Below are 13,678 nucleotides of genomic sequence, written 5' to 3' on the forward strand. Positions count from 1 at the left end.
CTTTCTATATTAATAAAGGCAAAATTGATGATTATAATACAACCTTAAACAGGCTTCAATTAGTTAATTATAATAAATATTTACAATAATTTCTATAAAACCTAAAATTGCACACTTTGACGAAAAAAGTTTTATTCGGGACATTTATGCTACTTTTAGGAAAGATGGGGAGAATATAACTAAGCTTGAGGTACTAGATTGGTGAGGAAAGGGGGAGAGGATATAAAAAGTCAGTAGATTCATTCGACAATCGAGTGTGATGAATTAGGACTAATATACCTAAAAATTTTACAATTCATTGGATATTGGGGGAGATGTTTTAGGAGGTTATGTGTTGTCTTTCGTTGTTGTTAAAAAAGCTAGATAAGATGAAGGTAGTGATCACCAATTCTAGCTTTTTTTCCGTTATTTTTTTATTGTTTAATCCGTTTTTGTCAATTTGTTATTTTGGTACTTTAAAACTTTCTTATACCGACACATTCATCCCCATATTTCCATTGTCGTCCTTACGTCGTTTTTGAATGTACCAGATCCCTAATACTAAAACGAAACCGATCGTACTGCTTATTATATTTGGAACGATCAAGATAATACCAGCGACGAAAAGAATGATCCGCTCCCAAGAATAAGAATTCCGGACAAAGAAGCCGATGACTGCACTGCTAACAGCGATCATACCCAATAATGCTGTTGCAAGAGCAATGACAAGCCTTACTGGTGTAACATCTATTAGAACGAGAATTGAATCATAAACAAATATATACGGTATAATAAATGCCGCAATTGCGAGCTTCACTGCGATGACTCCGGATTTAAATGGATTCGCCCTCGCTATTCCCGCTCCAGCATATGCGGCAAGACAGACAGGTGGTGTAATATCTGCTGCAATTCCAAAATAAAAAACAAACATATGTGCAGCGATTGGAGCTACACCGAATTCAATAATAAGTGCTGGTGCTGCAATCGTTGCTGTTACCACGTAATTAGCCGTTGTCGGTAATCCCATTCCAAGAATCAGACAAGCGATCATCGTGAAAAATAGCGCTAAAAATAAATGTCCACTTGATAATGCAATAATACCGGAAGCAAATTTAGAACCGAGACCGGTGATACTGACTACTCCAGCAATAATACCAGCCGTAGCAACTGCAGCTATTACCGGTAAAGCGACACGCGCTCCTTGTTCAAGTACATGAATCGTTTGCCTAAAATTGAGCCTCGTTTCTTTTCTAACTAAACTTATCAAAAAAGCTGACAAAATCCCTAATAAAGCAGCCCGCTGTGGGGTGAACCCAATCATGACTGTGCCGATGACGATGACTAATGGTAAAAGCATATATCCATTTTTAATCATTAATTTACGGAAACTCGGGAGTTCTGACTTTGGCAGACCAACAATACCTAATCGCTTCGCCTCAAAGTGTGTTCCGATAAATATCCCTGTAAAATATAAGACAGCTGGAACTGCAGCAGCAATCATGATTGTTGCGTAGGACACGCCTAAGTATTCCATCATAATAAATGCTGCGGCTCCCATTACCGGAGGCATAATTTGTCCACCTGTTGACGCTGATGCTTCTGTTGCCGCAGCAAACTCTGGTTTAAATCCTGCCTTCTTCATCATCGGAATGGTAAAGGAACCGGAAGCGACGGTATTACCAACAGAACTTCCAGAAACCATTCCTTGCAATGCACTAGCCGCGACGGCTGCTTTTGCCGTTCCACCTGTATATCTCCCTGTTAACGCGAATGCAAGGTCATTGAAAAATTTACCAATTTTTGTTTGTACGAGGACTACACCGAAAAACAGAAAGAGGAAAATAAACTTAGCTGAAATTTGAATGGGTGTCCCGAAAACACCACTTTCCTTATACCATAAATCTGTTGCCAAGCGGTCAAAAGCAAAACCAGGATGAGACAAGATCTGTGTTGGTATGATATTACCAAATAAAGCATAAAGTAGCGTAACTCCAGCTACAATTACAATTGGTAAACCAACTGTACGACGGGTTGCTTCGAGTAAGAGAAAGATACCGAGTATGGAAATGATTGTATCGAGCATACTGTAGCCTGCAATCCGACTCTCGAGAACTGAATCAAAAAAGATGACTTTATGATAAGTCACATACATGGCCAAAAATGCGAGAAGAACGTCATACCATGGTACCGTCTTCTGTATTTTTTGCAGACCACTTTTTGCCGGGAAAAGCAAAAAGATAATACCAAGCGCAGTTCCTAGGTGGACAGCACCTTGCTGTTGGGATGGGAGGTTTCCAAAGTATCCTGTATATAAATGGAAAGTGGTTAAGGCAACACCTAAAAATGTTACAATCCATGCCCATTTGCCGATATTCTCCCGGAAATTACTTTCTTTATCGTATTTCTCTAAAATTTCCTTTACGTTGATTTCTTGGTTTTCTTTCATCTAATCACACCCTTACGGAGAAGCTAAACGATGAGGGACCTTCCTGGTTAAAAGATCCCCAACATTTGCGAATGATGAAATTAAAAGTCATCAAGGCTCTCGATACCAGTACTTTCACGGGTTATAATTTGAATAACCTCTGGATAAATATGACCGATAAAAGCGGCGTTCTCAACTTTCTCTCCTTCAAAATCCGCTTCCCCATTAATTGCAGCTTGTGCTGGAACATGAACGGTCATACCAAGGTCAATATCCCCGTTACGAATTCCAACAAGGTTTTCAATCGATGCTCCAGTTTCCGTATTCGTTATATTGATGCCATCGAAATGGTTATTCCAAATATTAGCCATTTCTCCTCCAAGAGGATAATAGGTTCCGCCTTGACTGCCCGTTCCTAATATAAGCTCAGGTTTCGCTTCCGTTGTATTTAATTCTGCTACAGGATTGTCTACTGTTAAGCCTTGTTCTTCATAATAACGTTTTGCACCTGGATGAATTGGTAGTCCCTCTGCCCCAAGAAGAGCATTTTCTAATGTCATATGTTCGGACTGTGCATGTGTATTTTCGTTCGCATTCTCAACCATACTTTTTGCAAGCTCATAACCAAGCTCTTCATCAATTGTATCGGTGCTTGCCATTAGAATTGCATAAGCCGTAACAGTTTCAACATCTGATTCAAGAAAATCGTACGTATCTTGTGGAATGGTGAAACGTTTGTACCCACTATTTTCTTCAATATGTGCGATCGCTTCATCCGAGAGTCCTAGCATTTTCACATCCCCAACAGATGCTTGCAGGCTTTCAATGTTACCTGCAGGCAAGCCTAAAATACCAATTGATATATCAATATTTCCATCCTGTACGCCATCTGCTGCATCACCAAATCCTTCTTGATACGCATTGTAATCACCATCATCGATCCCATATGCATCAAGAATTAAACTTGATGCCGTATTCGTCTCACTTGCTGGAGGACCAATTGCTATATTTTTCTTCCCCTCTCCACAAGCAGCAAGTACGAGTAATATACATCCCATCAACAAAAAAATAAATTAAATTCTTTATCCTCAACTTTATCGATCCCCTTTTTCCTCTTTATTTTGTCCACATTTTAAATGTTCTTTGTTAACTCATAGAAAAGGCAAGCTATCCAAGTTATTACAAATTATGTTGGAAAGCTTAGGAGTATTACAAAACTTTGAAAAGTGGAGTTTCTAGAAGAGGATTGTTCTTTCCTTTTCTTCTAAAAAAGCGATACCTTCAATACGATAGAAATAAGAAAAGAATGACCTATTTGGGAGGTTAAAAATGATTACGATAGCGGATAGGGTGAAAAGTTTACCAGCCTACGTATTTTCCGAATTCCAACGTAAAAAAGCGGAACTCGAGAAAGAGGGAGTCGATGTTATTGATCTAGGGATTGGTGCTCCTGATTTACCTACACCCGATTTTGTTTATGAGCGGCTCGTGCTTGAGGCAAAGAATCCTGATAACCATCGTTATTCCCCGTACAGTGGCTGTTCTGAATTTAAAGAGGCGGTTGCGGAATTTTATAAAAAACAATATGCTGTTGATCTGGATCCCGATACAGAGGTTTTGGCACTAATCGGTTCGAAGGAAGGGATTGTTAATCTGTTTCAGGCGGTTTTAAACCCGGGTGACGCGGTATTTGTCCCTGATCCGGGCTATCCAGTATATCAAAAAGGGGTCCTTTTGGCTGGTGGTGAAAGTATATTATTGCCTTTAAATGAAGAAAAGGGTTATATTCCAGAGTTTGGCAGGATCTCTAAAAGGAACAAGCAACGGGCCAAACTTTTGATGTTAAATTATCCAAGCAATCCGCTAGGTGCCACTGTTGAATTAAACACGTTTCGGGAAGCAGCAACTTTTTCAAAGAATAATAAAATTTTGCTTGCGAGCGATGCGGCATATAATCTGATAACATTTGACGGTTATAAAGCTCCGAGTGTCCTGCAAGTCCCAGACGCCAAGGATTATGCAGTGGAATTTGGTTCATTATCAAAGAGCTTTAATATGGCAGGCTGGCGAATCGGCTATGTGGTTGGAAATAAGCATGTCATTCAAGCCTTGGCCACATTGAAAAGTAATATTGATTCTTCCCAGTTTCTTGCTGTACAAAAGGCGGCGGCTACAGCTTTAAAGAGTGATTTATCCGTAGTCAAGGAGCATAATGCCATTTATCAAGAGCGGATGGAAAAGCTATACACGGCGCTAAACGAATTAGGGATTTCTACAGAAAAAACGAGAGGAACCATTTTTCTTTGGGCGAAGGTTCCCACTGGATTTACGGCGAACAGTTTTGCTAACAAATTGCTAGAGGAGGCTGGAGTGATTGTTACCCCAGGAACAGCTTTTGGACCATCAGGTGAAGGCTATATTCGAATTGCTCTAACGGTTAGTAAAGAGCGATTAGATGAAGTAGTTCGTCGGTTGAGGGAACTTCGATTGAAGGAGGAGAGCCGGTAATGTCTGTCGAACATTTCAGCATGTCTGCAGCTGGGGCCATTGTAGAACTGGCTTTAATCTAAGGTTAACAGAGTCCATTAGTTACCTAAGTTGATCACTGCAGTTTTACTGCTCGAATTTGGACAAATGCCGAAAACTCGCAGTGTCAATTCACAGGATTAAAAATAGAGCGATAACAATGGCTATTACTTTTACCATTGCTATTGCTCTATTTTCGTAGACAAGCAATAAAAATTTGCTCGGAACCTTTTTTTGTGATTTTTCCTATCCCGGCACAATTTTCCGTTCATGGTGGCGTTTTCACTCAAATTCACCGCCATCAATGCAAAGGCTAATTCATTCTACACTATCTGTTTTCCTCTGACGGAAAAACGAATGAAACCCAAATTAGCCTTCAGGAAACCGAACGCTGGTTCAACGTCGATTTTACGTTTTCCATAAATTTTACCAGTTTTCTCGTCTGAAAACTTCGTTCGTATATATTCTTTTTGGGACTCCACTTTTCATTAATTTGTAGACTCTTCGGTTGTTCCCTTCTTTTGCTTTCGTGCATAAATCCCGGAGTAGACAGCCCGAACAGTCCTCACATTCGTACACTTTAAATTCACGGGTGAATCCGTACCTGTCTGTTCGTGTTTAATGATGGCTAAACCGTACTTCTCGTCCATTTGGGCCAAAAAGGTATCTTCGTCAGCATTATATTCCCAATCTTTTCTCGACTCGATTGAAGAAAATTTTTTCGAACTGCCGGAACACATTGTCGCGGATGCAGGATATGGCAGTGAACAGAGGCGTGAGGTTTACACTTTTTTTCAGTGTTAGCTCCCACGCCTTATTTTACTCGTTTAAACGTCAACATTTCTTGAATTTTGTAGAAGATCATGCTAGCAGCTATTTTCGTATCTCATAATTTAGTTTTCAGAACTCCAGCCTATTCATTAACTATATTTCTCAATGGCATCTAATGTTCGTTGACGTGCCTGCATTAAATCTTCATGATTAAGTAATTTGTAGGTTAATAAATCAAGCAGGAAGAGTCCTGGTAATTGAGAATTTATGAACTTGGCATCATCAATGTATTTATAGCTTGAGATGAGAACAACCTCGTCCGCGAGTTCGGTTAAAGCTGTTTGTTCAAAATTAGTTACGACAATAATTGTTGCGTTATTGGATTTTGCTATTTTTGCCGAATCGATAACTGGTTTAGTTTTACCAGAATTAGAGAAGCAAACGAGCAAATCATTTTCTTTCAGTAGACTGCTTTTCATTAACAGATCATGTGCATCGGTTACAGATTCTGAAGTGATTCCCATTCGATATATTCTGCTGTTGAACTCATGTGCAACCAATCCGGAGTTGCCAATTCCACAAAATAATACCTTATTTGAGTCTAAAATAAGATTTACAATTCTAGCTGTTTGTTCTTCGCTGAAAAATTGCTGGGTTGATTTGATAATCGTCTGATAATAGTTATAGACTGTATCGAATGTATGATCACTTTTCTTATTCTCTGTACTTGTGCCGATTAAGGAGTATTTCATTTGCTGAAACGTGCTGAAATCAATTTTTTTGCAAAACCTGGTTATACTAGCTGGAGATACTTGAATTTCCTCTGCTAAATCGATAATGGTTTTATCACGTATAGTAACTTTATTTGCAAGTAGATACTTTGTAATTTTTCGATCGCTTTCGGTCAGTACAGCGTTATATTTTTGAATCCTATTTTCGAAATTCAACGGCTTCATCTCCCTTCTTAACTTTAAACATTATACCATCATTGCGATTCAATATTATATTGACATAAATGAAAGCGGTTGTTAAGATGTTTATGAAAATAATTTTCCGGAGGTGTTATTTTTATGAAAAAGTTTTTCGGTAAAGCGCAGCAATTTGGGAAATCGTTTATGCTTCCAATTGCTATTCTGCCTGCAGCAGGTCTTTTGCTTGGTATCGGTGGTGCTTTATCTAATCCAAATACAGTTAGTGTTTATCCAATTTTAGACCAAAGTTGGCTTCAAGCAATTTTTACGATAATGAGTTCTGCTGGGGACATTGTGTTTGCGAATCTACCGGTTATCTTTGCGGTAGGTGTTGCCATTGGTCTCGCTAAATCAGATAAAGGTACCGCAGGGTTAGCTGCATTAATTGGTTACCTTGTCATGAATGCAACAATTAATGCTATTTTAATTATTACAGATAGCCTTGCAGCAGATAATCTTTCAGCAGTTGGGCAAGGTGTTACATTAGGAATTCAAACATTAGAGTCGGGTGTTTTTGGCGGAATTCTTGTTGGGATTATGGCAGGTATGCTGCATAATAGATTTAATAAAATTGAGTTGCCACAGTTCTTAGGATTCTTTGGAGGATCACGATTTGTTCCAATTGTAACTTCTTTTTCTGCAATTATTCTTGGAACGGTCATGTATTTTGTATGGCCGATTATTCAAAATGGTATTTTTAGCTTTGGGGATATTGTTAATGCAACAGGATATATTGGTACATTCTTCTATGGCTTTATCTTGCGTTTATTAGGCCCATTTGGACTGCATCACATTTTCTATTTACCTTTCTGGCAAACCGGCTTAGGTGGAGCGTTAGAAATTGGTGGGCAATTAATCCAGGGAACACAAAATATTTTCTTTGCGCAATTGGGTGATCCAACGACAACGAAATTCTTTGAAGGTACTTCACGTTTTATGTCTGGGCGATTTATCACGATGATGTTTGGATTATTAGGGGCAGCTTATGCCATCTATAGAACTGCGAAGCCTGAAAATAAAAAGGTTGTCGGTGGATTAATGCTTTCAGCTGGATTGACGTCCTTTTTAACGGGTATTACAGAGCCATTGGAATTCTCATTCTTATTTATCGCACCAGTGCTTTATGTGATCCATGCAATTTTTGACGGTTTAGCATTTATGCTAGCACATATTTTCCAAATAACAATCGGACAAACCTTCTCAGGAGGATTTATTGACTTTATTTTATTTGGAATATTACAAGGTCAGGCTTTAACGAACTGGATGTATGTTATCCCAATCGGAGTCATTTGGTTCTTCTTATATTTCTTTACGTTCACTTTCTTGATTAGGAAGTTTAATTTTAAAACACCTGGACGTGAAGACAAGAAGGCAGAAGATGATACGACAGTACAAACAACTCAAGGTTCCGGTGAGGAGCGACCACTTGCAATTATTCAAGCATTGGGTGGAAAAGATAACCTTGTTGATGTCGATAATTGTGCGACGAGATTGCGTGTCACGGTTAAAGATGGCGAAATGGTAGACAAGGATGCCTTACAGCAAACAGGAAGTAAAGGTGTTATTGTAAAAGGTGAAGGCGTACAAGTAATCTACGGACCACAGGTTTCTGTTATTAAAAATGAGGTTGAGGAAGAATTGGAGAAGTAATAGGAGATGACTGTTTTGAAATTACCGAGAAATTTAATTGTATCGTGTCAAGCATTAGAAGACGAACCGCTTCATTCGTCCTTTATCATGAGTAAGATGGCACTTGCTGCTGCTCAAGGTGGGGGAAAAGGAATTCGAGCCAATTCAAAAGAAGATATTATCGAAATAAAAAAAGAAGTAGATCTTCCTGTTATTGGAATTGTAAAGCGGGATTATGAAGGATCTGATGTCTATATCACTGCAACGAGTAAAGAGATTGATGAATTAATTGAAAGTGGCTGTGAAGTTATTGCAATGGACGCCACAATCAGCCAAAGACCCGAAAAAACTTTGGAGGAATTAGTTTTCTATGCAAGAGAGAAAGCACCAAATGTTGAATTGATGGCAGATATATCAACAATGGAAGAAGCTGTTATTGCTGAAAAATTAGGATTTGATTACATCGGAACGACATTACATGGTTATACCAAGCATACAAAAGGTAAGAAATTATATGATGATGATTTTGCCTTTTTAAAAGAGATACTACGTGCCGTCGATAAGCCAGTAATTGCCGAAGGAAATATTATGACACCGCAAATGCTGAAACGCGTTTTTGAATTAGGTGTATATGCGACAGTCGTCGGTGGTGCAATTACAAGGCCAAAAGATATTACTGCCCGATTTGCTCATGAAATTAAAGATATGATTTAATAGTAGATAGTGATGATCCTAAAACAAGAAAGGAAATCAGCCGTGTTTAAAAAATTATTCAAGCAAAAAAAGGAAGAAAATATAGTTGCACCAGTAAATGGAAAGATTGTACCTTTGGAAGAAGTTCCGGATCCAGTATTTAGCGAAAAAATGATGGGTGAAGGGATTGCCATTATTCCGGAAGATGGAAAGATCTATTCGCCTGTAGACGGAAAGGTAATTCAAGTTGCTGAAACGAAGCATGCGATCGGACTAGTTACAGAAGGTGGCGTAGAAATTCTAATCCATATTGGACTGGAGACAGTTGGACTTAAAGGTAAAGGATTTATAGCAAAGATAAATGTTGATGATGAAGTAAAAGCTGGTCAGCTTTTGATGGAAGCAGATTTGGAATACATTGGTGAACATGCATCAAATACAATTACGCCAATTGTCATTACCAATAGTGCAGAAGGAAAGAAAAATTATCACTTTACATCTGAAAAGACAGCTAAAGCAGGAGAAACGGTTATTATAACAGCTGAAGACAAATAGCATTAGCAGAAATTTGGGGAGAGGGCGCGAACAATGGAAACCAATAAGTCCATTCTTATAAAAAATGCTAAAATCTATCTGGAAGATAAAGTTATCCCAAATGGTGGGATTTACATTGAAAATGAACAGATTCAAAGCCTTTTGGAGGGAGAGTCCTTCACACAGACTCTTCCTGAGGACGCTCACATTATTGATGCGACCGGGTTAAACGCCATCCCTGGATTTATCGATGGTCACATCCACGGTGCAAATGGGGCAGATACGATGGATGCAACGGAAGAAGCGCTAGACAAAATTGCATCGATTTTACCAATGGAAGGCACGACAAGCTTTCTCGCAACAACGATTACGCAGTCACCCGATAACATTTCGAAAGCCTTAGAAAATGCTGCGCGTTATCTAAATAAACCGGGTCAGGCGGAAATGGTTGGTGTCCATTTAGAAGGTCCCTTTGTAGAAAAGTCAAGAGCAGGGGCACAGCCAAAGGAGTATATTGTTAAACCGGATTTAGAACAATTTAAGAAATGGCAGGCACAATCAGGCAGCAATATAAAAACAATTACGATGGCTCCAGAGCATGATGAAGAAGGTCTTTTTATAAAACATCTCGCACAGTCTGGTGTAAATGTATCAGCAGGACATACAGATGTTGGGTTTGCTGGAATAAAAACGGCAGTATCACAAGGAGTTAGCCAACTTACCCACCTTTGCAATGCAATGAACGGAATCCATCACCGTGATATTGGTGCAGTTGGCGCTGCATTTCAATTGGAAGACTTACGAGCAGAGCTGATTGCGGATGGAATTCATGTTATCCCAGAAATGCTGCAATTAATTTATAATAACATGGGCAGTGAGCGGATTATTTTAATTACGGATGCGATGCGGGCTAAAGGGCTGCCAGATGGAGACTATGAGCTTGGTGGTCAGCCAGTTAAAGTAAAAAATGATAGAGCTGTTTTAGAAGATGGAACATTAGCGGGCAGTATTTTGAAAATGCATGAAGGCGCAAAACAAATGCTTAAGCTAGAAGGTGTTACGCTACGTAATATTGTTGAGATGGCTTCTGTTAATCCGGCGAAACAAATTGGTATTTACGATCAAAAAGGTAGTATTACACTAGGGAAGGACGCCGACATCCTATTGGTCGATGATGATCTAAACATTAAATATACGATATGCCGCGGCGCATTAGCATACCAACATCAGGATTAAAAAATAACGACATGGGAAATTAAACGTGGGTAAAATAAAGCACGTAGTTAATTTGACATGTACCAGCCCGGGGGAGGAAATTGTATAGTGAACGTTATCAAAGTAAAAGACTATGATGAGATGAGCGAAAAAGCAACCGAATTTATGGTTGATCGTATCAATTCGTTGAAAAACCCGGTTCTTGGTTTAGCAACTGGTTCCACACCAGAAGGGCTCTATCAACGAATTATTGAAAAGCACCAGCAAGACGAGGTATCGTTTAAAAATGTAACTACTTTCAATTTGGATGAATATGTCGGATTAGAACAAAATGATCCAAATAGCTATTATAATTTTATGAATGAAAAACTATTTAGCCAGGTAGATATTGCCGCAGACCGTGTTCACATCCCAAACGGGGTTGCTGCGGATTTGGAAAAGGAATGCATGGAACATGAACGTGCAATTGAACAGGCAGGCGGAATTGATGTTCAAGTACTAGGGATTGGCGGAAATGGACATATTGGTTTCAATGAACCAGGAACGTCTTTCGATAGTAAGACACATATTGTTGATTTAGATGAGTCCACCATTCAAGCAAATGCACGATTCTTCCATTCCATTGAGGAAGTGCCAACACAAGCAATTTCGATGGGCATTGAGACAATCATGAACAGTAAAGAAATTCTTTTACTCGTTTCCGGGGAAACCAAAGCAGATGCAACAGCAAAATTGCTACATGGCGATATATCAGAGGACTTCCCAGCATCAATTTTGAAAAAGCATGAAAACGTTACGGTTATTGTTGATGAAGCCGCGCTTGAGTGGTGTAGAGGGTAAATAATTATTTTGACAAGCGTCCGAAGTCTGGGCGCTTTTATTATTTGCTAGCTCCCACACTCTCTTGATTGCGATCTTTGGGGTACTTAGAAAGGTTGCTGCTCGATTTGTCCGCTGCACGTAATTTATCATAGTAGTTTTTTTGCCTTGACTCTTCCCATAATCTTAGTATCTTTTGTAATACTAAAGAAATTATAAAAAGATATACAAATCATGGTATATTAATAATATAGAGAATTCAAAATTAGAGGAGATGGAGAGATGAACACAGTCTTTATCGCAGGACATTCGAGACTACCATCAGGGATGGCAGCAAAAAATATCTATGAAACGCTGACCATTACTGCGGAAATCGATAAGAAGTATGGGGTAATCGTGACGGCAAGTTGTACACTCGCAACAGAGCATGGTAGAGATTTTGTTCAATATTTACTAAAGGGGCATAGTTTGCAAGATGGAATTGATAAGCCTGTGCAAGCAATTAAAGAGCATTATTTAGGAAAAGCAGGTAATGCGCTTGCTTCAGCAATGAAGGATTTATATAAACAGTACGAGAATGTGGTAAAAACACCTAAATAACAGAATGAAAAATGGTGAGTCCTCTCTGGCATGCCAGAGGACTCACCATAATTATTTACTAAATCCCAATCGAAACAAATTGCTGTTCAAGGAATTCATCCATCCCGTGATGTCCGCCTTCTTTACCGTTTCCAGATTGTTTGATACCACCGAAAGGAGCTTCTGGACTGGCAGGAAAGACATCATTGACACCGACAATACCGTAGTCCAACTTTTCCGTAACTCGGATTGCCCGACTCGTATTCTCTGTGAAGATAAAAGAGGCTAATCCATAGTCTGTATCATTTGCCTTATTAATTACGTCGCTTTCATCGTTAAATGTTTGAATCGGAATGATCGGTCCAAAGGTTTCTTCATTCATAATAACCATATCGTTTGTCACTTCAGACAGAATCGTAGGCTGATAGAAATGCCCTTTTAAAGTACCATCCCATGAAGCGCCTCCATTCAGAACTTTTGCTCCTTTATTTACAGCATCTTCCAAATGGTAATGGACTTTATCTAAAGCTTTCTTATTGATTAAAGGTCCAATCTCCGTACCTTTCTCTAAGCCTGAACCAATCTTTAATTGTGCTACTTTTGCTGTTAATTTTGCAGTAAATTGTTCGGCAATGGATTCGTGGACATATAGACGGTTCGTACAGATACACGTCTGACCGTTATTTCTGAATTTACTTCCTAGCACGAGTGTTGCTGCTTTCTCAAGATCAGCATCCTCAAAAACAATACTTGGTGCATGGCCACCAAGTTCAAGTGACAGCTTTTTCACATGGTTGGCACTTTCTTGCATTAAATATTTTCCAACTGCGGTTGATCCGGTAAATGTAATATGGCGTACTTCTTTACTTTCAAGCAGAGCCTCGCCAATTGCTTTGGAATCACCAGTAATTAAGTTGACAACTCCATTAGGCATACCAGCTTCCTCAAAAACTTTCATAATCTCGATAGCAGAAAGCGGTGTTTCAGGAGCTGGCTTCAAGACGACGGTACATCCTGCTGCTAAAGCAGGAGCAATTTTTCGAGTGATCATAGAGGCTGGGAAGTTCCAAGGCGTAATTGCTCCAACAACTCCAACAGGGCGTGGGATGACGAGCATCCGTTTACCCTTATTGGAAGAAGGGATCCATTCCCCGTAACCTCTGCTTGCTTCTTCGGCATACCAGAGTAAGAAGGCGGCTGCACCTTTTACTTCGCCGATTGCTTCATTTAATGGCTTTCCTTGTTCCATTGTCAAAATTTCGCCAAGCCGTTCTGCATCTTCCAACATGAGCTGGTGTGCTTTATACAAAATGGTCGAACGCTCACGTCCTGTCGTCTCACTCCAGGAGAGAAAAGCTTCTGCTGCAGCTTCAATTGCTTCTTCCGTTTCTTTTTTTCCGGCATAAGCAACTTCTGTGATTGGTTCTAGCGTGGCTGGGTTATAGACTGTTTCTGTTTTTCCGTCAACATCTCTCCAGGAACCATTAATGAATAAGCTTTTTGTCATCGTCTCAATCTGCATTTAAACACCCTCCTT

The 13,678-nt window shown here is 39.4% G+C and carries 11 protein-coding genes and 1 pseudogene; 7 read left to right on the plus strand and 5 right to left on the minus strand.

Going from position 1 to position 13,678, the window contains the following annotated elements:
- Positions 1–466: 466 nt before the first annotated feature.
- Positions 467–2,425, minus strand: coding sequence for a TRAP transporter permease (locus GN217_RS09210; protein WP_156856394.1), 1,959 nt, complete (start codon positions 2,423–2,425; stop codon positions 467–469).
- 80 nt (positions 2,426–2,505) lie between these two features.
- Positions 2,506–3,462: a TAXI family TRAP transporter solute-binding subunit gene (locus GN217_RS09215; RefSeq protein WP_156856395.1), complete on the minus strand. Its 957-nt coding sequence runs from the start codon at positions 3,460–3,462 to the stop codon at positions 2,506–2,508.
- Between the two features lie 271 nt (positions 3,463–3,733).
- Between GN217_RS09215 and GN217_RS09220 the strand changes: the two genes are divergently transcribed.
- Positions 3,734–4,912, plus strand: coding sequence for an LL-diaminopimelate aminotransferase (locus tag GN217_RS09220; protein ID WP_156856396.1), 1,179 nt, complete (start codon positions 3,734–3,736; stop codon positions 4,910–4,912).
- 200 nt (positions 4,913–5,112) lie between these two features.
- Here GN217_RS09220 and GN217_RS18950 read toward each other — a convergent pair.
- Together GN217_RS18950 and GN217_RS09240 are read right to left on the minus strand one after the other, a co-directional pair.
- Positions 5,113–5,622 (minus strand): annotated as a pseudogene (locus GN217_RS18950) (transposase); the annotation flags it as partial.
- Between the two features lie 228 nt (positions 5,623–5,850).
- Positions 5,851–6,648 (minus strand): MurR/RpiR family transcriptional regulator, encoded by a 798-nt coding sequence (locus tag GN217_RS09240; RefSeq protein WP_198042624.1) that lies wholly within the window; start codon positions 6,646–6,648, stop codon positions 5,851–5,853.
- Positions 6,649–6,771: 123 nt separating this feature from the next.
- On the opposite strand from GN217_RS09240, the gene ptsG reads away from it, so the two are divergent.
- The 6 genes from ptsG to GN217_RS09270 all read left to right on the plus strand — a co-directional run bounded on the left by ptsG (position 6,772) and on the right by GN217_RS09270 (position 12,162).
- Complete coding sequence (ptsG, locus tag GN217_RS09245; protein ID WP_156856401.1) at positions 6,772–8,322, plus strand: glucose-specific PTS transporter subunit IIBC; 1,551 nt, start codon at positions 6,772–6,774, stop codon at positions 8,320–8,322.
- Between the two features lie 6 nt (positions 8,323–8,328).
- Positions 8,329–9,015, plus strand: coding sequence for an N-acetylmannosamine-6-phosphate 2-epimerase (locus GN217_RS09250; protein ID WP_156856402.1), 687 nt, complete (start codon positions 8,329–8,331; stop codon positions 9,013–9,015).
- 42 nt (positions 9,016–9,057) lie between these two features.
- A complete protein-coding gene (locus GN217_RS09255) occupies positions 9,058–9,549 on the plus strand; it encodes a PTS sugar transporter subunit IIA (RefSeq protein WP_156856432.1) in 492 nt (163 codons plus the stop codon).
- 33 nt (positions 9,550–9,582) lie between these two features.
- Entirely contained in the window at positions 9,583–10,764 is a 1,182-nt protein-coding gene (nagA, locus tag GN217_RS09260) for an N-acetylglucosamine-6-phosphate deacetylase (protein ID WP_156856403.1), read from the plus strand.
- An 87-nt stretch (positions 10,765–10,851) separates the two neighbouring features.
- A complete protein-coding gene (gene nagB, locus GN217_RS09265) occupies positions 10,852–11,583 on the plus strand; it encodes a glucosamine-6-phosphate deaminase (RefSeq protein WP_156856404.1) in 732 nt (243 codons plus the stop codon).
- Positions 11,584–11,844: 261 nt separating this feature from the next.
- Positions 11,845–12,162, plus strand: a complete 318-nt coding sequence (locus GN217_RS09270) for a DUF3870 domain-containing protein (RefSeq protein ID WP_156856405.1) — start codon at positions 11,845–11,847, stop codon at positions 12,160–12,162.
- 58 nt (positions 12,163–12,220) lie between these two features.
- Here GN217_RS09270 and GN217_RS09275 read toward each other — a convergent pair whose 3' ends face one another.
- Positions 12,221–13,663 (minus strand): NAD-dependent succinate-semialdehyde dehydrogenase, encoded by a 1,443-nt coding sequence (locus tag GN217_RS09275; RefSeq protein WP_156856406.1) that lies wholly within the window; start codon positions 13,661–13,663, stop codon positions 12,221–12,223.
- Between the last annotated feature and the right edge of the window lie 15 nt (positions 13,664–13,678).

The organism is Oceanobacillus sp. AG (genome assembly GCF_009746545.1).
GTDB lineage: Bacteria > Bacillota > Bacilli > Bacillales > Amphibacillaceae > Oceanobacillus > Oceanobacillus indicireducens.

Coding starts and splice junctions, on each gene's coding strand:
- GN217_RS09210 (WP_156856394.1), bottom strand. CDS start 2,425: ATGAAAGAAAACCAAGAAATCAACGTAAAGGAAATTTTAGAGAAATAC.
- GN217_RS09215 (WP_156856395.1), bottom strand. CDS start 3,462: ATGGGATGTATATTACTCGTACTTGCTGCTTGTGGAGAGGGGAAGAAA.
- GN217_RS09220 (WP_156856396.1), top strand. CDS start 3,734: ATGATTACGATAGCGGATAGGGTGAAAAGTTTACCAGCCTACGTATTT.
- ptsG (WP_156856401.1), top strand. CDS start 6,772: ATGAAAAAGTTTTTCGGTAAAGCGCAGCAATTTGGGAAATCGTTTATG.
- GN217_RS09250 (WP_156856402.1), top strand. CDS start 8,329: ATGACTGTTTTGAAATTACCGAGAAATTTAATTGTATCGTGTCAAGCA.
- nagA (WP_156856403.1), top strand. CDS start 9,583: ATGGAAACCAATAAGTCCATTCTTATAAAAAATGCTAAAATCTATCTG.
- GN217_RS09270 (WP_156856405.1), top strand. CDS start 11,845: ATGAACACAGTCTTTATCGCAGGACATTCGAGACTACCATCAGGGATG.
- GN217_RS09275 (WP_156856406.1), bottom strand. CDS start 13,663: ATGCAGATTGAGACGATGACAAAAAGCTTATTCATTAATGGTTCCTGG.